General features: G+C 65.5%; 22 protein-coding genes and 4 pseudogenes. 17 read left to right on the top strand and 9 right to left on the bottom strand.

The genetic code is table 11. The features are described from left to right. Positions 1-6 precede the first annotated feature (6 nt). Positions 7-984 (bottom strand): quinone oxidoreductase family protein, encoded by a 978-nt coding sequence (locus ACNANG_RS20835; protein WP_420224615.1) that lies wholly within the window; start codon positions 982-984, stop codon positions 7-9. A 114-nt stretch (positions 985-1098) separates the two neighbouring features. Between ACNANG_RS20835 and upp the strand changes: the two genes are divergently transcribed. The 7 genes from upp (at position 1099) to ACNANG_RS20800 (ending at position 8036) form a co-directional block, all read left to right on the top strand. After that, positions 1099-1749: a uracil phosphoribosyltransferase gene (gene upp / locus ACNANG_RS20830; protein WP_420224614.1), complete on the top strand. Its 651-nt coding sequence runs from the start codon at positions 1099-1101 to the stop codon at positions 1747-1749. Between the two features lie 18 nt (positions 1750-1767). Then, entirely contained in the window at positions 1768-2799 is a 1032-nt protein-coding gene (locus ACNANG_RS20825; RefSeq protein WP_420224613.1) for an AI-2E family transporter, read from the top strand. Between the two features lie 139 nt (positions 2800-2938). Further along, positions 2939-3436 (top strand): MarR family winged helix-turn-helix transcriptional regulator, encoded by a 498-nt coding sequence (locus tag ACNANG_RS20820; RefSeq protein WP_420224612.1) that lies wholly within the window; start codon positions 2939-2941, stop codon positions 3434-3436. Positions 3437-3530: 94 nt separating this feature from the next. Continuing rightward, positions 3531-4133 carry a TolC family protein gene (locus ACNANG_RS20815; RefSeq protein ID WP_420224611.1) on the top strand — a complete coding sequence of 201 codons (603 nt, stop codon included), beginning with the start codon at positions 3531-3533 and terminating at the stop codon, positions 4131-4133. Then, entirely contained in the window at positions 4121-4969 is an 849-nt protein-coding gene (locus ACNANG_RS20810) for an efflux transporter outer membrane subunit (protein WP_420224610.1), read from the top strand. The genes ACNANG_RS20815 and ACNANG_RS20810 overlap by 13 nt, the downstream gene beginning before the upstream one ends. A 58-nt stretch (positions 4970-5027) precedes the next feature. Then, positions 5028-6380 (top strand): efflux RND transporter periplasmic adaptor subunit, encoded by a 1353-nt coding sequence (locus tag ACNANG_RS20805; RefSeq protein ID WP_420224609.1) that lies wholly within the window; start codon positions 5028-5030, stop codon positions 6378-6380. 24 nt (positions 6381-6404) lie between these two features. Further along, positions 6405-8036 (top strand): DHA2 family efflux MFS transporter permease subunit, encoded by a 1632-nt coding sequence (locus ACNANG_RS20800; RefSeq protein WP_420224608.1) that lies wholly within the window; start codon positions 6405-6407, stop codon positions 8034-8036. Positions 8037-8215: 179 nt separating this feature from the next. On the opposite strand, the gene ACNANG_RS20795 is transcribed toward ACNANG_RS20800, so the two are convergent. Beyond that, entirely contained in the window at positions 8216-9823 is a 1608-nt protein-coding gene (locus tag ACNANG_RS20795; protein WP_420224607.1) for a helicase HerA-like C-terminal domain-containing protein, read from the bottom strand. Positions 9824-10120: 297 nt separating this feature from the next. Here ACNANG_RS20795 and ACNANG_RS20790 point away from each other — a divergent pair, with 297 nt between their 5' ends. The 8 genes and pseudogenes from ACNANG_RS20790 (at position 10121) to rng (ending at position 16809) form a co-directional block, all read left to right on the top strand. Beyond that, entirely contained in the window at positions 10121-10846 is a 726-nt protein-coding gene (locus ACNANG_RS20790; RefSeq protein WP_420224606.1) for a YebC/PmpR family DNA-binding transcriptional regulator, read from the top strand. A 6-nt stretch (positions 10847-10852) separates the two neighbouring features. Continuing rightward, positions 10853-12137, top strand: a pseudogene (purD, locus tag ACNANG_RS20785) (phosphoribosylamine--glycine ligase). A 21-nt stretch (positions 12138-12158) separates the two neighbouring features. Next, a complete protein-coding gene (gene hemF, locus ACNANG_RS20780; protein ID WP_420224605.1) occupies positions 12159-13094 on the top strand; it encodes an oxygen-dependent coproporphyrinogen oxidase in 936 nt (311 codons plus the stop codon). After that, on the top strand, positions 13091-13723 hold the full coding sequence (nadD, locus tag ACNANG_RS20775) for a nicotinate (nicotinamide) nucleotide adenylyltransferase (RefSeq protein ID WP_420224604.1): 633 nt from the start codon (positions 13091-13093) through the stop codon (positions 13721-13723). The genes hemF and nadD overlap by 4 nt, the downstream gene beginning before the upstream one ends. Before the next feature lie 3 nt (positions 13724-13726). Then, positions 13727-14062 (top strand): annotated as a pseudogene (gene rsfS / locus ACNANG_RS20770) (ribosome silencing factor); the annotation flags it as partial. A 24-nt stretch (positions 14063-14086) separates the two neighbouring features. Then, entirely contained in the window at positions 14087-14557 is a 471-nt protein-coding gene (gene rlmH / locus ACNANG_RS20765; RefSeq protein ID WP_420224603.1) for a 23S rRNA (pseudouridine(1915)-N(3))-methyltransferase RlmH, read from the top strand. Positions 14558-14636: 79 nt separating this feature from the next. Beyond that, positions 14637-15233, top strand: coding sequence for a Maf family protein (locus ACNANG_RS20760; protein WP_420224602.1), 597 nt, complete (start codon positions 14637-14639; stop codon positions 15231-15233). A 109-nt stretch (positions 15234-15342) separates the two neighbouring features. Continuing rightward, positions 15343-16809: a ribonuclease G gene (gene rng, locus ACNANG_RS20755; protein ID WP_420224601.1), complete on the top strand. Its 1467-nt coding sequence runs from the start codon at positions 15343-15345 to the stop codon at positions 16807-16809. Here the strand turns inward: rng and ACNANG_RS20750 are convergent. The 6 genes from ACNANG_RS20750 to ACNANG_RS20725 all read right to left on the bottom strand — a co-directional run bounded on the left by ACNANG_RS20750 (position 16796) and on the right by ACNANG_RS20725 (position 22462). Further along, a complete protein-coding gene (locus ACNANG_RS20750; protein ID WP_420224600.1) occupies positions 16796-18082 on the bottom strand; it encodes a ketopantoate reductase family protein in 1287 nt (428 codons plus the stop codon). The two genes, rng and ACNANG_RS20750, sit on opposite strands and share 14 nt — an antisense overlap. A gap of 151 nt (positions 18083-18233) precedes the next feature. Further along, positions 18234-18779, bottom strand: a complete 546-nt coding sequence (locus ACNANG_RS20745; RefSeq protein ID WP_420224599.1) for a cupin domain-containing protein — start codon at positions 18777-18779, stop codon at positions 18234-18236. Between the two features lie 9 nt (positions 18780-18788). Beyond that, positions 18789-19754 carry a Bug family tripartite tricarboxylate transporter substrate binding protein gene (locus tag ACNANG_RS20740; RefSeq protein ID WP_420224598.1) on the bottom strand — a complete coding sequence of 322 codons (966 nt, stop codon included), beginning with the start codon at positions 19752-19754 and terminating at the stop codon, positions 18789-18791. A gap of 29 nt (positions 19755-19783) precedes the next feature. Further along, positions 19784-20506, bottom strand: a complete 723-nt coding sequence (locus ACNANG_RS20735) for a cupin domain-containing protein (protein WP_420224597.1) — start codon at positions 20504-20506, stop codon at positions 19784-19786. Between the two features lie 43 nt (positions 20507-20549). Further along, positions 20550-21569, bottom strand: a complete 1020-nt coding sequence (locus ACNANG_RS20730; RefSeq protein WP_420224596.1) for a tripartite tricarboxylate transporter substrate binding protein — start codon at positions 21567-21569, stop codon at positions 20550-20552. Between the two features lie 44 nt (positions 21570-21613). Then, complete coding sequence (locus ACNANG_RS20725; RefSeq protein ID WP_420224595.1) at positions 21614-22462, bottom strand: alpha/beta fold hydrolase; 849 nt, start codon at positions 22460-22462, stop codon at positions 21614-21616. Between the two features lie 54 nt (positions 22463-22516). On the opposite strand from ACNANG_RS20725, the pseudogene ACNANG_RS20720 reads away from it, so the two are divergent. Together ACNANG_RS20720 and ACNANG_RS20715 are read left to right on the top strand one after the other, a co-directional pair. Further along, a pseudogene (locus ACNANG_RS20720) lies at positions 22517-23706 on the top strand (LacI family DNA-binding transcriptional regulator). A 161-nt stretch (positions 23707-23867) separates the two neighbouring features. Next, entirely contained in the window at positions 23868-25562 is a 1695-nt protein-coding gene (locus tag ACNANG_RS20715; protein ID WP_420224594.1) for an amidohydrolase, read from the top strand. A 54-nt stretch (positions 25563-25616) separates the two neighbouring features. On the opposite strand, the pseudogene ACNANG_RS20710 reads toward ACNANG_RS20715, so the two are convergent. Further along, positions 25617-26365 (bottom strand): annotated as a pseudogene (locus ACNANG_RS20710) (MipA/OmpV family protein). Positions 26366-26392 lie beyond the last annotated feature (27 nt).

Here is a 26392-nt window from a genome sequence, read left to right as displayed (position 1 = left end):
AGCACATCAGTCCAGCGTCAGCACCGTCGAACCCGTCGTTTTTCTGGCGGCGAGCGCTTCGTGCGCCTCGCCAATGTTTTCCAGGCGGAACCGCTGTTCGATGCGGACCTTGATCTTCCTGGCCAGCACCAGCGCGAACAGGTCGTCGGCGGCCGCCTGCATCTTTTCCTGGGTGTTCACGTGGTGGCCCACCATCGGCCGGGTCACGAACAGCGAGCCCTTCTGCGCAAGGATACCCAGGTTCACACCGGTCACCGGGCCGGACGCGTTGCCGAAGCTCACCATCAGGCCGCGCTGCTGCAGGCAGTCCAGCGACGTTTCCCAGGTGTCCTTGCCCACGCCGTCATACACCACCGGCACCTTCTTGCCCTTGGTCAATTCCAGCACCCGCTCGACCACGTTTTCCTTGCTGTAGTCGATCACGGCCCAGGCGCCGTTGGCCTTGGCCAGCGCCGCCTTTTCCGGGGTGGACGCCGTGCCGATCATCTTGACGCCCAGCGCCTTGGCCCACTGGCACGCGATCAGGCCCACGCCACCCGCGGCGGCATGGAACAGGATTGTTTCATTGCCCTGCAGGCGATAGGTCTGGCGGAACAGGTATTGGGCGGTCAGGCCCTTGAGCATGATGGCCGCGCCTTCTTCGAAGCTGATGCCGTCGGGCAGCTTGACGACCTGCGCGGCCGGCATATTGCGCACTTCGGCGTAGGCGCCCAGCGGGCTCTGGCCGTAGGCGACCCGATCTCCCACCTTCAGATGCCGGACGCGCGGGCCCACCGCATCCACTACGCCAGCGCCCTCGAACCCCAGGCCGGACGGCAGCGAACCTTTGTACAGACCGGTGCGATAGTAGATGTCGATGAAGTTCAGGCCCACGGCATGTTGACGGATACGGACCTCGCCAGCTTCCGGCTTGGGTACATCGACCTCGACCAGCTTCAGTACTTCGGGGCCACCGTACGCGTCGATACGAATTGCCTTGGGCATGGGTTACTCCTCGATTTGGATACCTGCGATTCTAAACGCACGCATACAATCCCCGTGAATGCCGGCCGCTCATCCATCCGATGCGGCCGCCCAGCACGACTTGCCAGGTAGCCCATGAAGACAGATCCCCGCTTCCCGAATATGTTCATCCTGGATCACCCGTTGATCCAGCACAAACTCACGTTGATGCGTGACAAAGAGACGTCGACCCGGACGTTTCGCCAGTTGCTGCGCGAGCTGACCTTGCTGATGGGATATGACGTGACGCGCAATCTGCCGCTCACCACCCGCCAGGTCGAGACGCCCATGACGACCATGGATGCCCCGGTGATCGCCGGCAAGAAACTGGCCGTGGTGCCGGTGCTGCGTGCGGGCATCGGCATGGCAGACGGTCTGCTGGACCTGGTGCCATCGGCCCGCATCGGCCATATCGGCCTGTACCGCGATGCCGACCTGCGGCCGGTCGAATATCTGGTGCGCCTGCCCGAAGTCGAAGGCCGCACCTTCATTCTGTGCGACCCCATGATCGGCACCGGCTATTCCGCGGCGCATGCCGTGGATGTATTGAAGAAGCGCGGCGTGCCCGCCTCCGACATCCTGTTCCTCGCACTCGTCGCATCTCCAGAAGGCATGAAGGTCTATTGCGATCTTCACCCCGACGTGCCGATCTACGTCGCGGCGCTGGACGACCATCTGGACGAAAACGCCTACATCGTGCCGGGCCTGGGTGATGCCGGCGACCGCCTGTTCGGCACCAAGCACTGATCCACGACTCCCCACTTCATGATCCCGAGCCCGCAGGCACGCCGTTTCGACACCCCGCAGCTGTGTCTGTTCGCCAGCTGGGCGATCATGGCCATCGGCCTGATCGGGATCCTGCACCTGCACCTGCTGCTGGCCTTGCTGGCCGGACTGCTGGTCTACCAACTGGTGCACACGCTGGCGCCGCTGATGCAGCGGCGGTTTTCCGACGAACGCGCCAGGCTGATCGCCGTGGCGTTCCTGGCGGCCGTCATCATCGGCTTGCTGACCGCCGCCGTGCTGGCGGGCGTGGCGTTCATGCGCAGCGAAGCCGCGCGGCTGCCCATGCTGTACGACAGGCTGACCGCCATCATTGCCCAGGCCCGGTTGCAGTTGCCGGGCTTTGTCGTCGACTACCTGCCCGACAACCCGGCCGAGATTCGCGCCACGGTGACCGACTGGGTCACCGAGCACACACAGCAGCTGCAGGTGGCAGGCAAGGAGGCGATTACCGCCTTCGTCCACCTGCTGATCGGCATGGTGCTGGGCGCGATGATCGCCTTGCAGCAGACGCAGCCCGGCCATGTGCGCAAGCCTCTGGCGCTGGAGCTGGGCGGCCGCGCCGAGCTTCTGAGCAATGCGTTCCAGCGCGTCGTGTTTGCGCAAGTGCGCATCTCGTTGCTGAACACCGCATTCACGGCCTTGTTCCTGCTGGTCGCCTTGCCGCTGTTCGGCGTCAGGCTGCCTTTGAGCAAGACGCTGGTGCTGGTGACCTTCGTGGTCGGGCTGCTGCCCGTTGTGGGCAACCTGATCTCCAACACCCTGATCGTGCTGGTGGGCGTGTCGGTATCGCTGTCGGTGGGCATTGCGGCACTGGTGTTCCTGATCCTGATCCACAAGCTCGAATACTTCCTGAATGCCAGGATCGTCGGCGCGCGCATCCAGGCAAGCTCGTGGGAAATACTGCTTGCCATGCTGATACTGGAAGCGGCCTTTGGCGTACCCGGACTCGTGGCTGCGCCGATCTATTACGCGTACCTGAAAAGCGAACTGGCGCGGCGGCACCTGGTATAGCCTTCCGCTTCAACTGCGCGCCGTCACCGCGCCCCGTGACGGCGGTCCAGCGCTTCGCCCACCTGACGGCCAGCTGAAAATTATTGGCGTGACAGCAACTGCCTTGACAATCACTGCCTAGGCAACAATAATGCTTGCCATGGACAAGCCATCCCTCATCACTCCCCTCGACGACGACGCCCAGCTGCGCGAGTCGCTCAGCCGCTACAACCCCGACGACAGTGTCGGCTACATGATCAAGCAGGCCCACCTGCTGCTGCAGCGCGCCGTCGATACCGAAATGACGCCCATCGATCTGACCGCGATGCAGTGGCGGCCGTTGATGATGCTGGCGATGGGCATGGGCGACACCGCCGCCGATCTGGCACGGCAGGCCTGTGCGGACACGGGTGCCGTCACGCGCATGCTGGACCGGCTGGAAAGCAAGGGTCTGCTGCGGCGGGTGCGCAGCGTGGAAGACCGGCGAGTCATCAAGCTGGAGCTGACGCCGGAAGGCCGGCAGGTGGCCCTTCAGATTCCTGAATTGCTGGAAGCTGTCATGGCGCGCCTGACCCGTGGTTTCGATCCGGACGAGATCGAGCAGTTCAAGGGCTTCTTGCGACGGATGATCGCCAACGGGGAAGCTCCCGCAACCTGATCGTGCCGGGCTGCAAGGTCCGTCTTGCGATTAATTTACTGCCTAGGCAGTTACAGACTAAACAACAATATTCAGCTTCCTGTAAGACTACGCCATGAAATCATTCTTTCTCGCGCCGCTGCTGATCGCTCTGGCGGCTTGCGCCCAGATGGACCCGAACGGCAGCACGAGCCGGCCTATCGACGTCGCGGCCTTGGGCGCCCAGGATGCGCCCGCCATGCAGTGGCCCGATCAGCAGTGGTGGCAGCGGTATGACGATCCGCAGCTGAACGCGTTGATTGCCGATGCCGTGACCGGCAGTCCCAGCCTGGTGACCGCGCAGGCCCGCCTGGCGCGCGCCGGTGCCAACGCCCGTTCCGCCAACGCGGCCCTGTATCCCCAGGCCAATGCTACGGCGACCGCCACCCGGCAGCGCTACACCGAAAACGGCATTGTTCCGCCGCCGCTGGGTGGCGAGATCCGCACCGATGCGCGGCTGGCCTTGAACCTGAGCTACGACTTCGACTTCTGGAATCGCAACGGGTCGGCGCTCAAGGCGGCGCTGTCGGAATCGCGCGCCGCCGAAGCCGAGACCCATGCCGCCCGCAATGTGCTGATGAGTTCGGTGGCCGCGTCGTACTTCAATCTGCAACGCCTGTTTGCGCAACACGCGGTCCTGGAAGACGCGATCACGCAGCGCGGGGGGTGTTCGACCTGACCCAGCAACGCTTCCGTAATGGCATCGACACGCGGGTCGAGGTCAAACAGGCCGAATCGCTGCTGGCCCAGGCCCGCGCCGACAGCGCGCAGGTGGATGAAGCCATCGCCTTGCAACGCAATCAGCTGGCCGCGCTGCTGGGCGCCGGTCCGGACCGCGTGGCCGGTCTGCAGCCGGTACGGCTGGCCGCGCCGTCGTACGCCGCGCCGGCCAATGTGCCGCTGTCCCTGGTCGGTCATCGTGCGGAGATCGTTGCGGCCCGCTGGCGCGTCGAAGCCGCGCAGCGCAACGTTGACGTGGCCAAGGCCGCCTTCTATCCCGACATCAATATCTCGGCCTTTGCCGGCGTGTCGTCGCTCGGCTTTCCCAAGCTGTTCGAAGGCGGCAGCAGCATTTTCGGGTTCGGTCCGGCCATCACGCTTCCGATCTTTGAAGGCGGCCGCCTGAACGCCAACCTGCAGGGCCGGCAGGCGGACATCGACCTGGCCATCGCCAGCTACAACCAGGCGGTGATCGATGCCGTGCACGAAGTCAGCGATACCCTGGATTCGATCCGCGCCCTGAGCCGCCAGGCCGACGAACAGCGCCAGGCACGGCAAGCCACGCAGGAGGCCTACAACCTGGCGCTGCAACGATACAAGGCCGGGCTGGGCAACTACCTGACCGTCCTGACGGCGCAGAGCACCGTGCTGGCGCAGGAACGGCTCGACACCGACCTGCAGGCGCGCGCCTTCACGCTGGATGTGGCCCTGGCGCGCGCGCTGGGGGGCGGCGTGGCGCTGCCCGACAGCCTGACCGCCCTGCCCCCGGCCGCTGTTGCGGCTACCCAGCGCTGATGCCGCGCCGACGCCCTCATCACCACAATTATCTATTTATCGAACACCGAGGCTTTCCATGGAAAACGCTCAGACTCCCAACGCCGCACCGGCGTCCAACCCCAAACGCAAGCGGCTGCTGCTGACCGCCGCCGGCGTGTTTGTCCTGTGCGCGATTGGCTATGGCGCCTACTGGGCCGTCGTGGCCCGGCATTTCGAAGACACCGACGATGCCTATGTGCAGGGCAATCTGGTGCAGATCACGCCGCAGATCGCAAGCACGGTGTCGGCAATCAATGCCGATGACACCGACTTCGTCAAGGCCGGCCAGGTGCTGGTGCAGCTGGACCGCGCCGATGCCCAGGTCGCACTGGACCAGGCCCAGGCCGCCCTGGCGCAGACCGTGCGCCAGGTGCGTACGCTGTACGCAAACAACGGCGCACTGGGCGCCAATATCACGGTGCGGCAAGCCGACATCGACAAGGCGCAATCCGACCTGGCGCGCGCCCAGGCCGACCTGAAGCGGCGGGAAGAACTGGCCGCCACGGGCGCCGTCAGCGGCGAAGAACTGCTGCATGCGCAGACCACCGTGGCCAATGCCAAGTCGGCCGTCGCGTCGGCCAAGGCCGCCCTGGTGGCGTCGCGTGAACAGCTTGCCACCAACACCGCCCTGACGGACGGCACGTCGGTCGAACAGCATCCCAACGTGCTCGGCGCCGCCGCGAAGGTGCGCGAAGCCTATCTGAACCTGTCGCGGTCTTCCCTGCCCGCGCCGGTCAGCGGTTATGTCGCCAAACGCAGCGTGCAGGTCGGCCAGCGCGTGGCCCCGGGCACGCCGCTCATGACCATCGTCCCGCTGGATCAGGTCTGGGTGGATGCCAACTTCAAGGAAGTGCAACTGGGCAAGATGCGCATCGGCCAGCCCGTCAAACTGACGGCAGACGTCTACGGTTCCAAGGTGGAATACCGCGGCACCGTGGCCGGCCTGGGCGCGGGCACGGGCGCGGCCTTTGCGCTGCTGCCGGCGCAGAACGCCACCGGCAACTGGATCAAGGTCGTGCAACGACTGCCCGTGCGCATTGCGCTGGACCCCAAGGAAGTCGAAGCGCATCCGCTGCGCGTCGGCCTGTCGATGCAGGCCGAAGTGGACGTCGCGTCGACCGACGGCAAGACACTGTCCGAAGGCAGCCGCAACGCCACCGCATACCGCACCACGGCGCTGGACCACACGTCGGAAGACGCCGACAAGCTGGTCGCCGCAACCATTGCCGACAACCTGGGCAAGCGTTCGGGTGACGTGAGCCAGGGCAGTGCCGCGGCATCGGCCCATGCGTCCGCTGCCGGCAAGCCGGCCAACCGCGGCAACGCCACGGCACAGCGCCAGTCCACCACCGCCACCGCCGCCAACCGCCGTGCCGTCGGCACGTTGTAAGGCCTGGCCGCAAACGGATTCCCCATGACAACGGCTTCTTCCACCGCTTCCTTCCCGCGCGACGGCGCCGCCCCCGGCGACCGGGCGGCATCCCAGCCGCCCAAGCCGCCCGGTCAGGCGTCCTACCCGCCACTGGAAGGCATGCCACGCGCGCTGGGCACCCTGGCGCTGTCGGCCGCGGTGTTCATGAACGTGCTCGACACGTCGATCGCCAACGTGTCGCTGCCCGCCATTTCGGGCAACCTTGGCGTCAGCACCAGCCAGGGCACCTGGGTCATCACGTCCTTTGCCGTCGCCAATGCCATCGCGTTGCCGCTGACCGGCTGGCTCACGCAGCGCTTCGGGACCGTCAGGCTGTTCGTCGGCTCGGTGCTGCTGTTCATCCTGGCATCGTGGCTGTGCGGGCTCGCCCCCAACCTGGAATCGTTGATCGCGTTCCGGGTGCTGCAGGGCCTGGTCGCAGGGCCGATGATCCCGCTGTCGCAGACGCTGATGCTGGGCAGCTATCCCAAGGAAAAATCCGGCATCGCGCTGGCCCTGTGGGCCATGACGACCCTGGTGGCGCCGGTGGCCGGCCCCCTTCTGGGCGGATGGATCTCCGACAATTTTTCCTGGCCGTGGATCTTCTACATCAATATCCCCGTGGGCCTGCTGTCGGCATGGGTAACCTGGATGATCTACCGCAAGCGCGAATCCCCGACCCGCAAGCTACCCATCGACACGATCGGGCTCGCGTTGTTGGTGGTGTGGGTGGCCGCCTTCCAGATCATGTTGGACAAAGGCAAGGAACTGGACTGGTTCGAGAACACCACGGTGGTGGTACTTGCGCTGGTAGCCTTCGTGGCGTTCGTGTTCTTCGTCATCTGGGAACTGACCGACCGGCATCCGGTGGTGGACCTGCGTCTGTTCAAGGGCCGCAACTTCACCGTCGGCGCGGTCACCCTGTCGGTGGCCTATGGCGTGTTTTTCGGCAACGTCGTACTGCTGCCCTTGTGGCTGCAAACGGTGATGGGCTACACCGCAACCGATGCCGGCATGGTGACGGCGCCGGTCGGCCTGCTGGCCATCGTGCTGACGCCTATCGTGGGCAAGATGCTGGCCAAGACAGACCCTCGCCTGCTGGTCACGGCGGCCTTCGTCGTGTTTGCGATCGTCAGCTTCATGCGAGGCCATTTCACGCCGCAGGTCGACATGAACTCGCTGCTGATCCCGACCCTGATCCAGGGCGCCGGCATGGCGGCTTTCTTTGTGCCACTGGTGTCGTTGACGATGGCCGGGCAGCCGCCCGACAAGATCGCCAGCGCCTCGGGCCTGTCGAACTTCTGCCGGATCACGGCGGGTGCGTTCGGCACGTCGATCTCGACCACGCTGTGGGAAAACCGCACGTCGATGCACCATGCGCATCTGACCGAGAACATCACATCGGGCAGTGCCGTGGCGCAAAGCGCACTGCAGGGCATGCAGGCCAGCGGCATGTCGCCCCAGTCGGCGCTGGCGTCGCTGAACAGCCTGATCAGCGCGCAATCGGCAACGATGGCCGTGACCGACATCTTCTACGCGTCGGGCATCATCTTCCTGGTGCTGATTGCGATGGTGTGGTTCGCACGTCCGGGCAAGCCCAGCGGCAAGCCGGCGGATGGCGGCGGCGCGCATTGACCGCGTTGTCTGCTGCTGCATGAAAAACGCCGATCCCTGCTGCAACGGGATCGGCGTTTTTTTGTGTGGCGGTTTTAGTTGAGGGGCCACGGGGTGATCTTTTGATGTCTCGTAGCGGTCTTGCGGTGGTCTTGCCGCAGTCTTGCGGCCGTGGCCCGGCCAAGACCTGACGACCCGGTCTACCGCCTTTTGCGCCCGCCCAGCAGTGACCCGAGCAGGCCCCGGGTGATTTCCCTGGCCACTTGGGAGCCCACCGACCGGGCGGCACTTTTGGCGACCGACTCAAGCATGCCCGGATGCCGTCCCCCGCGCGGCCCGGTGGTACCGAACAGCACGTCGCGCAGGCCATCCATCATGCCGCCGGAAGCGGGCTCGTCGGCGCTGCCGGGTACGCCGCTTCCGCCCGCCGTGGGTACGGGCATCGGAGACGCTGTCGCCCCTCCCGATCCCGTTGACGCGCTGCCCCGGCCCGAACCCGGCGCGCCCTTGCCTGCCCCCGCAGGCGCGGCCTCGACCCGCTGCGTCAATGTTTCGTACGCCGACTCGCGGTCCACCGCCGTCTCGTACACCCCCGCGACCAACGAGCCGGCGCGCACCGCCTGCCGTTCTTCCGGCGTGGCCTGCCCGATGCGGCTGGCGGGCGGCACGATGTACACACGTTGGGTCGGGCACGGCCGGCCCTTTTCGTCCAGCACGGATACCAGCGCTTCGCCCACGCCCAGTTCCGTGATCGCGGCGCCGATGTCCAGCCCCGGATTCGGCCGCATGGTGTCCGCCGCCGACTTCACCGCCTTCTGATCGCGTGGGGTGAACGCCCGCAAGGCGTGCTGGATGCGGTTGCCCAGTTGCCCGAGCACGGTATCCGGTATGTCCAGCGGGTTCTGCGTCACGAAATACACGCCGACCGCCTTGGACCGGATCAGCCTGACCACCTGTTCGATCTTGTCCAGCAGGGCCTTGGGCGCATCCTTGAACAGCAGGTGCGCTTCATCAAAGAAGAAGACGAAACGGGGTTTGTCGGTGTCGCCCGCCTCGGGCAGGTGTTCATACAGTTCCGACAGCAGCCACAGCAGGAACGTGGCGTACAGCGTGGGCGACTGCATCAGCCGGTCGGCCGCAAGAATGTTGACGATGCCGCGGCCCTGCGCGTCGGTCTGCATCAGATCGTCGACATTGAGCATGGGCTCGCCAAAGAACCGGTCGCCGCCCTGATCCTCCAGGGCAAGCAGCCCGCGCTGGATCGCGCCTACCGACGCCGCCGACACGTTGCCGTACTGCGTCTTGAACTGCGCCGCGTTGTCGGCCACGTACTGCAGCATCGCCCGCAGGTCCTTCATGTCCAGCAGCAGCATGCCGCTGTCGTCCGCGATCCGGAACACCATGGACAGCACGCCGGCCTGGGTGTCATTCAGGTTCAGCATGCGGCCCAGCAGCAGCGGCCCCATGTCTGACACGGTCGCGCGCACCGGGTGCCCCTGCTCACCGAACACGTCCCACAGCGTGGCCGGGTTCGCGTGCCAGACGGGCGTTTCCATGCCCAGCGACGCAAGCCGTTCGGTCAGCTTGGGGGATGCCGCGCCCTTCTGGGTCAGACCGGTCAGATCGCCCTTCACGTCCGCCAGAAAGACAGGCACGCCTTGCGCCGAAAACGCCTCGGCCAGTACCTGCAAGGTGACGGTCTTGCCCGTGCCAGTCGCCCCCGTGATGCAGCCATGCCGATTGGCCATGCCCGGAAGAAGGAACACCTCGGTACTGCCGTGTTTCGCGATCAGGATGGGGTCGGCCATGAGGGATGACTCAGCAGAGGAAAAATCGAGTATATGGTAGCCCCCTTGGCGCTTCGCGCCTCCCCCAGGGGCGGCACTAGTGGACTGGCAAAGCCAGGGGATCAGCCCCCGTTGGCGCTTCGCGCCTCCCCAGGGGCGGCACCAGTGGACTGGCGAAGCCAGATCCACGGTGCCCTGGATCGCACACGGCAAGTACGCCGTGAGTGTCGTTTCCGAACCCAGATTCAGCAGTTTTGCGTCGGCAATGGCCGTACAAGCTAAAATGGTGGATTCCCCGACTTACATCAAGCGAATCCCATGGCCGGACACAGCAAATGGGCCAATATTCAGCACCGCAAAGGGCGCCAAGACGCCAAACGCGGCAAGCTGTGGACCAAAATCATCCGTGAAGTCACCGTCGCCGCGCGCGCCGGTGGCCCCGATCCCGATGCCAACCCCCGGCTGCGTCTTGCCTGGGACAAGGCCACCGCGACCAACATGCCCAAGGACACGATCTTGCGGGCGGTCACGCGCGGGGCGGGCGGCGCCGATGGCGCCGACTACGAAGAAATCCGCTACGAAGGCTACGGTATCAACGGCGCGGCGGTCATTGTCGACTGCATGACCGACAACCGCACCCGCACCGTGGCCGACGTGCGCCATGCGTTCGCCAAGAACGGCGGCAATCTCGGCACCGAAGGGTCCGTGGGATTCATGTTCAAGCATTGCGGACAGTTCCTGTTCGCCCCGGGCACGTCTGAAGACAAGGTGATGGAAGTCGCGTTGGAAGCTGGCGCCGAAGACGTCATCACCGATGAAGAAGGCCTGATCGAGGTCATCACCTCGCCGCCCGACTACCCCGCCGTGCTCGCCGCATTCGAGCAGGCCGGTCTCAAGGCCGAAGTCGAAGGGGTGGTCATGAAAGCCCTGAATGAAGCCGTCCTGACCGGCGACGACGCCGAAAAAATGCAGAAATTGCTGGATGCCCTCGAATCCCTGGACGATGTCCAGGAGGTCTACACCACTGCCGTGATGGACGCGTAAGCCAAGATGAAACTTCTCGTTATCGGCTCCGGTGGCCGTGAACACGCCCTCGCCTGGCAACTGGCCAAGTCCGCCAAGGCACAAAAGTGTTCGTCGCCCCGGGCAACGGCGGCACGGCGCTCAATCCCTATCTGCACAACGTCGACATCACCGACCCGTCGGCGCTGGCCGACTTCGTCGAACAGGAAGGCATCGCGCTGACGGTCGTCGGCCCCGAAGCCCCCTGGCCGCCGGCGTGGTCGACGTGTTCCGCGCGCGTGGGCTCAAGATTTTCGGCCCCACCAAAGCGGCCGCGCAGCTTGAAAGCTCCAAGGACTTTGCCAAGGCCTTCATGGTCCGGCACCACATCCCGACCGCCAAGTACCAGACCTTTACCGATCCGGCGCTTGCCCATGCCTACATCGACGCCGAAGGCGCGCCGATCGTGGTCAAGGCCGACGGCCTGGCGGCCGGCAAGGGCGTGGTCGTCGCGGCCACGGCGCAGGAAGCCCACGACGCCATCGACAGCATGCTGGGTGACGGCAAGCTGGGCGCGGCCGGCGCCCGGGTCGTGATCGAAGAATTCCTGGAAGGCGAAGAAGCCAGCTTCATCGTGCTCTGTGATGGCCGCAACGTCCTGCCGCTGGCGACCAGCCAGGACCACAAGCGCCTGAAGGACAACGACGAAGGCCCGAACACCGGCGGCATGGGCGCCTACTCGCCCGCCCCGGTGGTCACGCCCGAACTGCATGGCCGCGTCATGCGCGAAGTCATCCTGCCGACCATCCAGGGCATGGCGAAAGACGGCATCCAGTTCACCGGCTTTTTGTATGCCGGCCTGATGATCAGCGCGCAGGGCCCGAAGGTCCTGGAATTCAACTGCCGCATGGGCGATCCCGAAACGCAGCCCATCATGATGCGCGTCAAGAGCGACCTGCTGGAAGTGTTCGAGCACGGCGTGGCCGGCACGCTGGACAAGGCCAACATCGACTGGGACCGCCGCACGGCGCTGGGCGTGGTCATGGCCGCGCACAACTACCCTGACACGCCACGCAGCGGCGACGCCATTCATGGCCTGCCGCCCGAGCAGCCGGATGCCATGGTGTTCCATGCCGGCACGCGGCTCGAGAACGGCGTGGCCAAGACCAGTGGCGGCCGCGTGCTCTGCGTGACCGCGCTGGGCGACTCGGTCAAGCTGGCGCAGCAACGCGCCTACGACGTGATGCAGTCGATCCATTTCGACGGCATGCAATGCCGCCGCGATATCGGCTGGCGGGCGATCGCGCGCCGCAACGCGCCGCCGGAAGCCTGACGACGGCATGAAGATTCCCGCATGAAGATAGACACCCAGCGTACCTACGACTTTTTTACCGGGCTGCAGGGCCGCATCGTGGAAGGGCTTGAAGCCATCGGCGGCCAGCCCTTTCGCACCGACACCTGGGTGCGGCCGGAAGGCGGCGGCGGCATATCCAGGCTGATCGAAGGCGGCGACGTATTCGAACGCGGCGGTGTGCTGTTCAGCCACGTCATGGGCGCCACGCTGCCACCGTCCGCCAGCGCGCACCGGCCCGAACTGGCCGGCCGGCCCTGGGAGGCCATGGGCGTGTCCCTGGTGCTGCACCCGCGCAACCCCATGGTGCCGACCGTACACATGAACGTGCGCGTCTTCATCGCCAAGGCGCCCAGGCCCGCCGATGGCGCCGACGCGAGCGACGGCGTGCTGGCCGACGACGTGTTCTGGTTCGGCGGCGGCATGGACCTGACCCCGTACTACCCTTTCGAAGAAGACGCCGTCCACTTCCACCAGACCTGCAAGGACGCGCTCGACCCCTCGGGCGCTGAACTGTATCCGCAGTTCAAGCAGTGGTGCGACACCTACTTCTACCTGAAGCATCGCAAGGAAGCGCGTGGTATCGGCGGCATCTTCTATGACGATTTCAACCAGTTGGGGTTCGAGCATTCATTCGCCATGACACGCTCGGTGGGCGACAGCTTCCTGCAGGCCTACCTGCCCATCGTCGAAAAGCGTGTCGGCCTGCCGTATGGCGAGCGCGAACGCGACTTCCAGTGCTATCGGCGCGGGCGTTATGTCGAATTCAACCTGGTCTTCGACCGCGGCACGCTGTTCGGCCTGCAGTCGGGCGGGCGCACCGAATCGATCCTGATGTCCATGCCCCCCGTGGCGCACTGGCGCTACGACTGGACGCCCGAACCCGGGTCGGCCGAAGCGCGCATCTACGACTTCCTGCCCGCGCGGGAGTGGGTTTGACGCCATCCCGCCCCGGCACACGGGTTGGGTTGCTGGGGGGCAGTTTCGACCCCATCCATCACGCTCACATCGCCCTTGCCGAATGCGCGCTGCGCACCCTGGACGCTGGCGCCGTCCACCTCATCCCGGCGGCGGCGCCCTGGCAACGCGCGCCGTTGACGGCGGACAGCACGCACCGCGCCGCCATGGTGTCGCTTGCCATCCACGGTCATCCGGGACTGGCGCTCAACACCATTGAAATCGACCGGGGCGGCCCCAGTTACACTGTCGATACGTTGCAGGCTCTGGTCGACCTCGACCCTACGCAGCAACGGCCCGCTGTCCAGTACGTGTGGATTCTTGGCGCCGACCAACTCGCCAACTTCTGCACCTGGCACCGCTGGCAGGACATCGTTGCGATCGCCGAACTGGCGGTGGCGGCGCGGCCGGGCAGCGAACCCCGGCCACCCGAACCCCTGCAGCGCGTCCTGAACACGCACAACCGCCCCCTGCACCACCTGCCTATGCCGGAGATGCCGGTGTCGGGTTCGGAAATCCGGCGGCGGCTCGCGCAGCGCGAGCCGGTCGATCACCTCGTTCCCCCCGAGGTGCTCCGGTACATCAACTCTCATCACCTGTATCAGGCTTAAAGCATGGACATTTCCCTCTTCGAACACGCGATCGTCGACGCCCTCGACGACGTCAAGGCCCAGCAGGTCTCGGTCTACGACACCACCCGCCTGACCGGTCTGTTCGACCGCGTCATCATCGCCAGCGGCACGTCCAACCGCCACACGCGCGCCCTCGCCAACAGCGTTCGCGAAAAGGCCAAGGAAATCGGCAAGGACGTCATCGCCACCGAAGGTGAAGACACCGGTGAATGGGTGCTGGTCGACCTGGGCGACATCGTCGTCCACCTCATGCAGCCCGCCATCCGCGAGTACTACAACCTCGAGGAAATCTGGGGCGGCAAGAAGACCCAGCAAAAGACGTTTCTGTAACGCTTTTCCGGCATGAAGCTCATCATCGTGGCGGTCGGCACCCGCATGCCCGGCTGGGTCGACGACGCCTTCTCGGACTACGCCAAACGCATGCCGGCCGACCTTGCGATCGAATTGCGCGAAGTCAAACCGGAGCCGCGCACCACCGGCAAGACGCCGGCGCAGATGGAAGCGCTCGAAGCCCGGCGCATCGAAGCCGCCATGCCACCGGGCGGCCGCTGGCTGGCGCTCGATGAACGCGGCCGCGACCTCACCACCGTCGAGCTGTCCCGTCAATTCCAGACATGGCGTGACGACGGGCGCGATGTGGGCCTCATCATTGGCGGGCCCGACGGCCTGGACGCGGCGCTGAAGGCGCGCTGCGACGGACTTATCCGCTTGTCCAGCCTGACCTTGCCGCACGGCATGGTGCGCGTGCTGCTGGCCGAACAGTTGTATCGCGCCTGGTCGATCCTGAACAACCATCCGTATCACCGGGCCTGAGCCCGCAGCGCCTGCGTGCCCGCGCAGCGCCGCTGTGTTGCGTCACCCCGTAATCGTCCATGACTCAGGTGTACCCGCCGTGACGACCCTCTACCTTGCCTCCAAAAGCCCCCGCCGCCGCGAACTGCTGACCCAGATCGGCATCGCGTACGACGTCCTGGTTCCGCCACCGACTGACGGCCCCGACGAGCCGCAACTGGACGGCGAATCGGCCGCCGACTACGTGCGACGCACGGCACGGGACAAGGCACAACAAGGCGCCGCGTGGATGAACGACCGCGGCATGCCGATCAAGCCCATCCTGGCCGCCGACACCACCGTCATCCTGGATGGCCAGGTACTCGGCAAGCCAGTTGATCGCGATGATGCGATCCGCATCCTGTCTCTGCTGTCAGGCCACCAACACGAGGTCCACACCGCGATCGCGTTGATCGTCAACGGCCAGCTGTTCGAAGACGTATCCGTCACCCAGGTCCACTTCCGCGACCTGACCGCCGGCGACATCGCGCGCTACTGCGACACGGGCGAACCCTTCGACAAAGCCGGCGCCTATGGCATTCAGGGCCTGGCCGGCGTGTTCGTGGCGCGCATCGACGGAAGCTTTACGGGCGTGATGGGACTGCCGCTGTTCGAAACGGCGCGCCTGCTGCTGCACGCCGGTATCACGCTGCCCTGAATTTACCGCCGGTCGCAATGACCGGCCTTCCGCATGGCGCATCGGGGGATCATCTCGGGGTAAGCTGAGGCCAACCGCCCTTTCCGGGGCCACTCTGGCTTTTCCCCCAATGACCGAAGACATCCTTATCAACATCTCGCCCTACGAGACCCGCGTCGCCGTCATCCAGCAAGGCGCAGTACAAGAGCTTCACATCGAGCGGACGTCCCAGAAGGGCTACGTCGGCAACATCTACCTGGGCAAGGTCGCCCGCGTGCTGCCGGGCATGCAAAGCGCCTTCATCGACATCGGCCTTGGCCGCGCCGCCTTCCTGCACATCGCCGACATCCGCGAAAGCCGGCACGAACGCGCCCACGGCGGGCACCCGACCACACCCATCGAAAAGCTGCTGTTCGAAGGCCAGACGCTGATGGTCCAGGTCATCAAGGACCCGATCGGCACCAAAGGCGCGCGCCTGTCGACCCAGGTCAGCATCGCTGGCCGCATGTTGGTTTTCCTGCCCTACGACCCGCATATCGGCATCTCGCAACGCATCGAATCCGAAGCCGAACGCGTGGCCCTGCGCGAACGCGTGCAGCGCCTGGTCGCGCCCGAAGACAAAGGCGGCTTCATCGTCCGTACCCAGGCGGAAGACGCCACCGACGAAGAACTGGCCGCCGACATCGACTACCTGCGCAAGATCTGGAGCATCATGCAGAAACAGGCGCGCGTGCAAGGTGCACCCTCCTTGCTGCACGCGGACCTGGATCTGGCCCAGCGCGTGCTGCGCGACGTGGTGAATGCGGACACCGCCACCATCATGATCGACTCGCGTGAAAACTTTGCGCGGCTCACCAACTGGGCGCGCGAATTCACGCCGTCGGTGATCGACCGCTTGGTCCACTACACCGGCGAGCGCCCGCTGTTCGACCTCTACCACGCCGACGACGAAATCGCCCGCGCGCTCTCGCGGCGCGTGGACCTCAAATCCGGCGGCTATCTGATCATCGACCAGACCGAGGCCCTGACCACCATCGACGTGAACACCGGAGGCTTCGTCGGCGGCCGCAATTTCGACGACACCATCTTCCGCACCAACCTCGAAGCCGCCCAGGCCATCGCCCGCCAATTGCGCCTGCGCAACCTGGGCGGCATCGTCATCCTCGACTTCATCGACATGGAAAATGTCGACCACCGCGAAGCCGTGTTGAGTGAACTGCGCAAGGCCCTGGCGCGCGATCGCACACGCATCACGCTGAATGGCTTTACGCAATTGGGTCTGGTGGAGATGACACGCAAGCGCACGCGCGAATCTTTGAGTCACGTGCTGTGCGAGTCCTGCCCGACCTGCGGCGGACGGGGACATGTGAAGACGCCCAAGACGCTGTGCTATGAGATCCTGCGCGAAATCCTGCGCGAGGCACGGCAGTTCAATCCCAAGGAATTCCGGATCCTGGCGTCGCAGGCGGTGGTGGACATGTTCCTGGAAGAAGAAAGCCAGAACCTGGCGGCGCTGGGCGACTTTACCGGCAAGCCGATCACGTTGCAGGTGGAAGGGATCTATTCGCAAGAGCAGTACGACATCATCCTGATGTGATCCCTTCATTCAACCCGCCCAGCAGTGTCGTGACGATATCCAGCACCGGAGTCGTCACGCCTTTGTGCCTGCCCAGTGCCCGCACCGCGTCGAACACCGCGGCCACCTCCAGCGGCCGGCCCGCTTCGACGTCTTGCAGCATGGACGGACGGGCGCCGGTGCCTTTGGGCCGGAAGTGATGCAGGGTGCGGTCAACGGCGTCTTCGCCCAGGTCCCAGCCGTGGGCAGCGGCGATTGCCACGACCTCTTCCAGTAGCTTGCGCGCCAGCGCGATGCGCTGCGGATCGCGGTAGATGTCGTCCGTGCCCAGGCGGGTCAGGCTGCCCAGGGAATGATTTGGAATGTTGACGAGCAGCTTGCGCCAGATCTCGCCGCGCAGGTCGTTGCTGACGTCAACGTTCAGTCCGGCTGATTGCCACAGTCGGGCGACGTCATGGCACGATGACAACGCGGCGTTGTCGATGCCGGTGCGCGCGTCATGTGCGATACCGGCGTCATGTGCGGTACCGGCGTCATGTGCGGTACCGGCGTCAGCCGCAGCGCCTGCGTAGCGTCTGGTGCGTGCGAGAGCTGCACCGCCCGCGACGGCTGCACTGCCTGCGTCATCCGCGTCCCTTCCGTCACCCGCTTCAAGTTCCGCCGGCACGCCCAGCTTCCACTGATTGAACGCTGCGTGCACCACCCTGCCGGGGGCCTCCACACGGTTGGACGACAACGCGACGCAGCCGATGGCTTTGTCTGGCGTGACGTGGCGCCATAACGCGCCATGCGGGTCGACCGGATGCGCGCCAGGCAATTGATTGGCCGGCGGCAGCCCATGATTCCACCACCATGGAATGCCGTTGGTCACGAATACGGCCACGCCGCCTTCGTCACGCAGCAGCGATGCGATGCCTTCGGCAGCCGCCGCCAGCGCCGTGCTTTTCAGCGTCACGATGACCAGGTCTTGCGGCGGCAAATCCCGGGGATCGTCGGTGGCCGCACCTGGGCGCACGATCACATCGCCGGCCTCCTTGTCGCGCACGTGCAGGCCGTTCTCGCGGATGGCGGTCAGATGCGCGCCGCGCGCAATCAGGCTCAGTTCGATGCCCGGCACGGTGCTGAAGCGGCCGGCAAGGTAACCGCCGACGGCGCCGGCTCCGTAGATGCAGACGCGCCTGAACCGTCGGGACGCCGAGCCGTCAGCCGCCCATTCCGTCGCCGGTTCAACTGCCGATCCAGACGCCGATTCAGTAGCCGAGCCAGGCACCGAGCCAGGCACCGAGCTAGGCACCGAGCCAGACGCCGATCCAGTCGCAGATCCAGTCGCAGATCCAGTCGCGGATCCAGACGCTGATCCAGCCGCCGGTTCAACCGCCGATCCAGCCGCCGCAGCCTGCCCCGCCTCAACGGACACCGCGGCCCCTGCCGCACTCGCCCCCACATCAATCCCCATAGAACGCGCCGTCGCGATAGATGCGCTCGACCGTCTTGTTCTGTTTCGAGTCGGCGTCGGCAAACGACCCGTGCACGTTCACACGCCCTTCGCGCCCTTGCGCCGCTTCGTTTGGCGACCCGACGCGCAGCATGACCAGCGGTTCTTCGCTCGTCGCGTTGAAGCGGTAGTAGCTGCCGTGCGGGATCATGATCCCTTCATTCTTGCCCAGCAGCGCCAGCGGTCCTTCGTCATCGAAGAACTCCGCTTCACCTTGAAGGATGACGAAAGTGTGATCTTCGGTGGCATGCGCATGCAAGGCGTTCTCGCCGCCCGACGCATACACCTTCAACCGCACGGACAGGTGCGGACTGGCGGCCAGCACGGTTTCGGACCGGCCCTGCTCGAGCAACTGCGCGCGCACCTTGAAGGCGGTGGGGCCTGTGGCCTCGGCCTTGGCGATCTGCTGAGCGCGAATGTCCTGATAGGACGTGGTCGGCGCGACGAACTCGGCCGACAGTTTCGCGTCCGCATGCGAGATGGTGCGGTGATTCATGAACGTTCCTTATTCGGGTTTGACACCGGCGAGCCGCAGCAGCTCGGCGTACTTGGTGATATCGGCATCGACCGTGCGCGGGAAGTCCACGGGCGCCAGCCTGGACGGCGCGAGTCCCGTCGCCTCGATGGCGGCGCGCATGTCGGGATTGGCCAAGGCCGCGGTGATCTCGGCGCGCAAGCGGTCGATCACTGCAGGCGGCGTGCCGGCCGGTGCAAACACGCCGTGCCAGCCGGCATCGATCTCGAAGTCCGGCAGTCCCGCCTCCTTGATGGTGGGTACGTCCGGCAGGTAGCTGGCACGCGTTGCTCCGGTGAAGGCCAGGGGACGCAGCTTGCCCGCCTTGATCTGCGGCAGCGCCAGTGGAGACGTCACGAACATGGCCTGCAGTTCGCCCGACATGACCGCCGTCACCGCCTGCCCGGCACCCTTATAGGGGATATGAACCATCGACACCCCTGCCTGCTGATTGAAGAGTTCGCCAGCAATGTGCAGGTTGCCGCCGATGCCGGGCGATCCGAAGGACACCCGCCGGCCGGGCGTCTTGGCCAGGGCGATGAATTCCTTCACGGTCGTTGCAGGCAGCGCCGGATTGACGACGAACAGCAAGCCCTCGCCCGCCGCCACTTGCGCCACTTTGATGAAGTCCTTGTTGCTGTCGTACGGCATCCTGGCGTACATGCTCGGATTGATGACGAAAGACGATGACGTCAGCATCAACGTGTAGCCATCCGGCACCGAACGTGCAACCGCTTCGCTGCCGATCAGTCCGTTGGCGCCCGGGCGGTTGTCAACGACAACGGATTGCCCCAGCTGCGTCGTCAGGCGCTGCGCAAGAATGCGCGCCGTGGTGTCCGGCCCGCCCGCGCTGAACGGGACGACCAGGCGAATGGACCGGTTGGGGTAATCGTCGGCCGCATGGGCCCACGGCGCCACCCACATGGCCAACGCGGCGCAAAGCAGTCGGAATGTCATGCCTGTCTCCTGGAGCGCTTGCGCGCGCGTCATGCACCGTCGAACGTATCCAATGTCGACTTCAGTTCAGGATCGAATTCGCCGTCGAGCAGGATGAAGGCGATCTGGCACGGCACCGTCCCGCGATTGCTCCAGGCGTGGTTGGTGCCGCACTGGACCAGCACGTCGCCGGCCTTCAGCACGACTTCCGAGTCATCAAGCAGCATCGTGATTTCGCCGGACAGCACGATGGCGTAATCGATGGTCTGCGTGCGGTGCATCATCGGGTGCCGGCCGTTCTTTGCGAACGTGGACGCGGTCGAGTTACCCAGCGACGCGAATACGTTCTGCGCCTCGTCGGGAGACAGGCTGCGCACGGCGTCGGACTCGGGCGCCAGGGTATTGATGCGGATCACGCTGCCCCGTGGCGTCGGCAGTTGACGACGGGCACCCGGGGTCGGGTCTTCCATTTCGGCAGTGATCGGCGCAGGCGTCGCAAGGGTGCGCCAGATTTCGGTGGATGCGTAGCCGGGGCGTTTTTCTGCAGTGAACACCACTGGCGCGAAGGCATCCGACATGACGATGGCCTTGCCCTCGGCATCGTGGCCGGTCACGACGCGGCGGATCTTGCCGGCGGTGTCCTTGCTGTTCGCGGTAGTCGTGTCGGTGGTGGCACCTGCGCCATCGGTGTTCCGGGCATTGATGGCGGCAACCGTGGTGATGTCCTTGGCAGCGGCATCGGCGGCCTGTCCCGGCTCGTGTTCTGTCGTCATCCTGCGTCTCCTGTATCGATGAATGGTGAAGCGGAACCCGGATTCACTCGGGAGTGATGCCCGCCGCGGCGGCGACGGCCTTCCACTTGGCGATCTCGACGCGGATCAACGCGCCGAACGCATCGGGGGAATTGCCCACCGGCTCTGCGCCGTCGGCGGCCAGGTGCTTTTTCAGGTCGGCATCGCCCAGTGCACTGACGGTTGTTGCATGCAACTTGTTGATGATGGCAACGGGTGTGCCGGCGGGCGCCAGCAGGCCATACCACTGCACCGATTCGTAGCGGGCGACACCGCTTTCTGCAATGGTGGGAACGTCGGGCAGTGCCGCGCTGCGCGCGGTGCCCGATACGCCCAGCGCACGCAACTTGCCGGCTTTGATATGCGGCAGAACGGACAAGGTGTTGCCCATCATCATGGATACCTGGCCGGCCACCACATCGACCAGCGCGGGGCCCGTGCCCTTGTACGGGACGTGCAGGATGTCGACACGGGCCAGGTCCTTCAGCAATTCCATCGACATATGCGGCGACGTGCCGACGCCGGCCGACGCATACGTGAGCTTGCCGGGCTGCGCCTTGGCGAGAGCCAGCAGTTCAGGCAGGGTGTTCGCCGGCACGGAGGGGTGCACCACCAGCACGTTCGGCAACGACGCCACTTCCGAGATCGGCGCCAGGTCGCGCAACGTGTCATAGGGCACCGTCTTGTACATGGCCGGATTGAGGGCCAGCGTGCTGGCGGCCATCAGCAAGGTGTAGCCATCGGGCGCCGCCTTGGCGACCTGGTCGATGCCTATCATCTGCCCTGCTCCCGGGCGGTTGTCCACGAACACTTGCTGCCCGAGCGACGCCGACAGCTTCTGCGCGATCAGCCGCGCCACGATGTCGGTGCCGCCCCCCGCCGCGGACGGAACGACCAGCCGGATCGATCGGCTCGGGTAGTCGGCAGGCGCGGCAGTCTGCACTGCGCTCTGTGCCGTCGTTTGCGCTTGCGCATCGAGGGCGTGGGTCAGCAGCGAGCCCGCGCAGGCCATCGCCGCGGCCGCTTTGAAGAAGGTGGCGCGCATCGTGTCTCCAGCATGTCTTGGCTTCTGACGGCCAGTTGTTGGTCTTACCGTCTATCGTGCGTCGGCAAGGTTTGAAGGAAAGCCCCTAGCTGTTCCGCCAGCGTTGCGTCGTCGCACCAGGCTTCCATGGGAATGAAGTCGGCATCCTGTTGCTTCAGTTGCATCGGCATCCAGGTGCTTCCGGCAATCAACCGATGCACCTGTTCGCCCACCTCGATCGGGTGCGTGCGATCCGTGCCCGGAATCACGCACGTCGGCATGGTCAAGGACTTCAGCTGCGCTTCCGTTGCGCCCAGCACAGGCTGGGCCGCACCTGCTTCCAGGTCCGCGCGCCACGTCTTCATGATGCGCAGGAAGGCGGCCGCATCGAACTGCTGCAGCCGCGCCAGGTTGGACGGGTTGGCGGCAATCAAGGCGCGGAAGTGAGCGTCGTGCAGCAGTGCCTCCATGCCTCCCTTCTCGACCCTCTCGATGTAATCGGTGTAGTACTTGGCCGCCAGGCGCTTGGCCGCGAACGCTCCACCCGTAATGCGCATGAGCAGCAGCGCGCGCACCGCTTCCGGATGTTTGAACGCCAGCAGCAATGACATCCGGCAACCGGATGAGAACCCGCCCACGATGGCCGGCGTTGCGTTCAGGTGCTGCATCAAGGCGTACAGGTCGTCAGCCCAGAGCTCGAATTCCGGTCTTTGATCATCGAAGGCCAGCTCGCCCGCACCGCAGTTACGGCGGTCGTGGATCAACACGCGATAGCCCTTGGCGGCAATGCGCCCGGCCAACGGCACAAGTTCGTCCATGCCGCGCCGCCCACCCGGCGACAAGGCGATCCAGCCGCCCGTCTCGCCAATCACCTGGTAGGGGATGTGTATTCCATTCACATCAGCAATAGGCATCGAAAGGATTCCCTTCAAGGTTCAGACGCAAGTTCAACCGACTTCGGGCATTCAATGGCTGGCTGCCGGTCGCAACGATGGGCCGATACTAAAACTGTGCGAACGTTCGCGCAATCGATTAAAACTATGCATTTCCGCGTTGCTGCAAGTGCGATACCCCTGGGCGCGTGGTTTACATTCATTTCAAACATCTCTTCCAAGGACGCCGACCTTCCGATGACGGACCACCCCGCTCCCACCATCAAGGACATTGCCCGACTGCTCGGCGTTGCAGTGTCGACTGTGGGCCGCGCGCTGCAGAACAATCCGCGGATCAGCCAGGACATGCGGGATCGTGTGCACCAGACGGCGCGCGACATTGGCTACGTCGCCAACTCCACCGCGGCGACCATGCGCAGCAAGTCGAGCAAGCTGGTCGGATTTCTGGTGCCCGATGTCGAAGACAACGACTCGGCCACCATCGCCAAGGCCGTCGCCCAGTGCTGCAATCGCGCGGGCCTGCAACTGATGCTCGCCATGTCCGAAGACGATCCGCGGCGCGAGCACGCGCACCTTCAGACCCTGGTCGGCGCCCGGGCCGCCGGCCTCATCATCGTGCCGACGCTCACCCCTACCCCCGAGTCGTTGGCCATCATTCAGCGGCTACCCTTCATCCAGGTGATCCGGCATCTGCCCAGTCTGGCGTCGGACTACTTCGTCTACGACGATGAAGAAGGCATGCGGACCGCCACCGAACACCTGCTTGCCCTGGGCCACCGGCGCATTGCCTACGTCGGGACATTGGCCGCGTTGAGCACCGGTGCGCGCCGGCTGGCCGGCTTTCATCGCGCCCATCGCGAGGCCGGCCTGGACGCGGACCCGCGACTGATCGCGACCTTGCCGCCCAGCGCCGACGGCGTCGGCCACGCATTGCGGGACATGCTGACGCGCAGCCGCCCCACTGCCGTCATCGCGGGGGCTCACGCATCACGGTGGCCTTGCTGGCGGCCATCGACGACGCAGGCATTGCCGTGCCCAACGCCTTGTCGGTGATCGGTTTCGGCGACCACGCCTGGTCGACCTGGTGGCGCGGCGGCCTGACCACGCTGGGCCTGCCCATCCGCGACCTCGCCGCCGAGTCGGGCGCGCTGCTGGTGGAACGGGTCACCGGCGCTCGCGGCACCGATGCCGTGCGAGTCGACGCGCCGCGGCAGGTCAGTCATCCGCTCAAGCTGATCGTGCGAGGCACGACGCAGCGGATCTGATGAACTCCATATGGCGCGGCCGTACGCGATGGGTCACCGGCCGCCCTTAGCCGCAACGAGGCACCGGCACCCCGACCCACAGGACGCTGGTCATTCGCCCCCAAATCTGCGTCAATAGGGCAGCGTACGACCCACCCACTCCTGCTCACGGAGAAGCCCCCATGAACGTCCGTACTCCCTCGACACCGTGTCTGCTGGCGGCAGCGATCGCCACGCTGGCTGCGGGATGCAGCCACGTCGCTCCCACGTCCCCCGTCGTCGCGGCCGATGCCGTTTACACCAACGGCAAAGTCGTCACCGTCGACAAACAGTCATCCATCGTCCAGGCCTTCGCGGTCAAGGACGGCAAGTATGTGTTCGTGGGCAGCACCGCGCAGGCGCAGGCCTATGTGGGCCCGTCCACGCAGGTCGTCGACTTGAAGGGCCGCACCACCATTCCGGGTCTGGCCGATTCGCATCTGCATACCGCGGGCGGCGGACCGGGCCTGGACCTGTCCAAGACGCGGTCGCTGGGCGAGGTCTATGCGGTGCTGCGCGACGCCGCGCGCAATGCGGCGCCGGGCGCCGTGCTGGTGTCCAACTCGGACTGGCATGAAGCGCAGTTCAAGGAACAGCGCCTGCCCACCGCCGCTGAACTCGAAGCGGCCGCGCCTGGCGTGCCGGTGGTGCTGGTCCGGGGCGGGCACAGCTACTTCCTGAACGAAACGGCCCTGGCCAGGTACAAGATCACAAAGGCCACGCCCGTGCCTGCCGGCGGCGCGATCCCGGTGGGCTCCGACGGCAAGCTGACCGGCGAGATCACCGACACGGCCAAGCCGCTGGTAGCCTTGCCGCCCACGCCCGCGCCGTCCGTCGCCGGACTGGAAGCGCAGCAGAAAATCCTCAACAGCTATGGGTTGACCAGCATCCGCGTGCCGGGCATTTCGGTGGCCAACTACCGCGTGTTCCAGCAACTGCGCGACGCGGGCAAGGCCACGGTGCGCTACAGCATCCTGCTGCGTCCCCGCGATCTGGCGGATTTCCGCGCCAGCGTGGCGCCGTCCGGCGTCAAGCCTGGCGAAGGCGACGACTGGGTCAGGATCTGGGGCATCAAGGTTGCCGTCGACGGTGGTTTCGAAGGCGGGCTGATGACCAAGCCCTACCTGGATCCGCTCGGAAAGAACGGCACGTATTACGGCTTGCGGTTGCTCGACCAGCCCAGCTTCAACGAGTACGTCGTGACGCTCAATCGGGCGGGCTGGCGGTCGGCGGTCCACGCGGTGGGTGACGCGGCCATCGACCAGGCGCTGACAGGCTACGAGGCCGCCAACGCGGACCAGCCCATCGTCGGCAAGGGCTGGGTGATCGAACATGCATTCATTTCACGCCCCGATCAGTATCCGCGCATGAAGCGCCTGGGCGTGAACCTGTCGGTGCAGGATCACCTGTATCTGGCCGCGCCGGTGCTCAAGGCCTATTGGGGCATGGACCGCGCCTCGCAAGTCACGCCGGTCAAGACCTATGTGGATGAGGGCTTCCTGGTCGCGGGCGGCACCGACTCGCCAGTGATTCCACTCAGCCCCTTCTGGGTGATGTATCACTTCCTGACGCGCGACACGATTTCGGACGGCGTGTACGGCGCCAACCAGGCCGTCGCGTCGCGCGACACGGTGCTGCGCATGATGACCATCAACAATGCCCTGTTGACCGATGAGGCAGCCATCAAGGGGTCGATCGAGACTGGCAAGCTGGCTGACTTTGCGGTGCTGTCGGCCGACTACCTGACCATCCCTGCCAAAGAGGTGCAGGACCTGAAGGCCGTGGCCACGTATGTCGGCGGCAGACAGGTCTACCGCGACGCCAGCTTCGCGCCGTAGGTCCGGGGTCAACGCGCCGCCTGGCCGGGGCGGCGCAACCGCTACCGCAGGCCTTCAGAACGCGTAGGTGACGCCGACCATGCCGAAGGCGCGGGTTGCGCTCTCGGCAATCGGACTGTCCTTGGCGTCGCCGACCAGCGATCGCACCCCCAGCGTCGTGACCGCGCCCCACCGTTCGTTGATCCGGTACGCCCACGACGCAAAGACCGACCCGCCGCTCAGGCCCGACGAGGGCTGATACGGCCGTAGCCCGGCCTCGCTGCGGGCGGCCTGCGACGGCGTGATGCCGAACCAGGTCTGCATGTAATCGCTGTTGCCCCACTCCAGCCCCCGCCCGCCGTGACCCGGTGCGGCCCCTGCTGCCATACCGCATAGGACGCACCCACGTTGGCCGAGCCGCCGTAGCCCCTGGTCGCCTGCGTGTAGCTGAGGGTGGCGCGAAAGCGCCCGGGCGTCCACGCAATGAACGCGCCATAGTTGGCATGTGCATCGATATCGCCAAGACCGCGCAGGATGGGCGCGCGGTCTTCCGGACGGCCCAGGTTCAGCCCCAGGCGCACGCCGGCGGACAGGTCATTGCCCAGATTGGCGCGCAGGCCGATGCCGGGAAAGCCGTCGACGGAGGACGCGAAGAACATGCCGTTGCGGTAGTTGATCAACGGCACGGGCGCGACACGATAGTCGTTGGCGCCCGGATACTTCGGCACGATGCCAGCGCCCGCGCCAATGAAGTTCTGGGCATGCGCGGCACCCGCTGCCGCCAGCAAGGCGCCTGCGCACAAGGCGCGTTGGAACAGAGTCATGGAAATTTCCTTGGGCTTCAGAAAGAC

Source organism: Pigmentiphaga litoralis (genome assembly GCF_048632615.1).
Classification (GTDB): domain Bacteria; phylum Pseudomonadota; class Gammaproteobacteria; order Burkholderiales; family Burkholderiaceae_B; genus Pigmentiphaga; species Pigmentiphaga litoralis_B.
Note: the sequence above shows the minus strand (reverse complement) of the source record. Positions and strands in the feature narration are given on the sequence as shown.

What these genes read in the sequence shown, in the direction of transcription:
- ACNANG_RS20835 (WP_420224615.1), bottom strand. Translation starts at nt 984, where the DNA reads ATGCCCAAGGCAATTCGTATCGACGCGTACGGTGGCCCCGAAGTACTG.
- upp (WP_420224614.1), top strand. Translation starts at nt 1,099, where the DNA reads ATGAAGACAGATCCCCGCTTCCCGAATATGTTCATCCTGGATCACCCG.
- ACNANG_RS20825 (WP_420224613.1), top strand. Translation starts at nt 1,768, where the DNA reads ATGATCCCGAGCCCGCAGGCACGCCGTTTCGACACCCCGCAGCTGTGT.
- ACNANG_RS20820 (WP_420224612.1), top strand. Translation starts at nt 2,939, where the DNA reads ATGGACAAGCCATCCCTCATCACTCCCCTCGACGACGACGCCCAGCTG.
- ACNANG_RS20815 (WP_420224611.1), top strand. Translation starts at nt 3,531, where the DNA reads ATGAAATCATTCTTTCTCGCGCCGCTGCTGATCGCTCTGGCGGCTTGC.
- ACNANG_RS20805 (WP_420224609.1), top strand. Translation starts at nt 5,028, where the DNA reads ATGGAAAACGCTCAGACTCCCAACGCCGCACCGGCGTCCAACCCCAAA.
- ACNANG_RS20800 (WP_420224608.1), top strand. Translation starts at nt 6,405, where the DNA reads ATGACAACGGCTTCTTCCACCGCTTCCTTCCCGCGCGACGGCGCCGCC.
- ACNANG_RS20795 (WP_420224607.1), bottom strand. Translation starts at nt 9,823, where the DNA reads ATGGCCGACCCCATCCTGATCGCGAAACACGGCAGTACCGAGGTGTTC.
- ACNANG_RS20790 (WP_420224606.1), top strand. Translation starts at nt 10,121, where the DNA reads ATGGCCGGACACAGCAAATGGGCCAATATTCAGCACCGCAAAGGGCGC.
- hemF (WP_420224605.1), top strand. Translation starts at nt 12,159, where the DNA reads ATGAAGATAGACACCCAGCGTACCTACGACTTTTTTACCGGGCTGCAG.
- rlmH (WP_420224603.1), top strand. Translation starts at nt 14,087, where the DNA reads ATGAAGCTCATCATCGTGGCGGTCGGCACCCGCATGCCCGGCTGGGTC.
- rng (WP_420224601.1), top strand. Translation starts at nt 15,343, where the DNA reads ATGACCGAAGACATCCTTATCAACATCTCGCCCTACGAGACCCGCGTC.
- ACNANG_RS20745 (WP_420224599.1), bottom strand. Translation starts at nt 18,779, where the DNA reads ATGAATCACCGCACCATCTCGCATGCGGACGCGAAACTGTCGGCCGAG.
- ACNANG_RS20740 (WP_420224598.1), bottom strand. Translation starts at nt 19,754, where the DNA reads ATGACATTCCGACTGCTTTGCGCCGCGTTGGCCATGTGGGTGGCGCCG.
- ACNANG_RS20735 (WP_420224597.1), bottom strand. Translation starts at nt 20,506, where the DNA reads ATGACGACAGAACACGAGCCGGGACAGGCCGCCGATGCCGCTGCCAAG.
- ACNANG_RS20730 (WP_420224596.1), bottom strand. Translation starts at nt 21,569, where the DNA reads ATGCGCGCCACCTTCTTCAAAGCGGCCGCGGCGATGGCCTGCGCGGGC.
- ACNANG_RS20725 (WP_420224595.1), bottom strand. Translation starts at nt 22,462, where the DNA reads ATGCCTATTGCTGATGTGAATGGAATACACATCCCCTACCAGGTGATT.
- ACNANG_RS20715 (WP_420224594.1), top strand. Translation starts at nt 23,868, where the DNA reads ATGAACGTCCGTACTCCCTCGACACCGTGTCTGCTGGCGGCAGCGATC.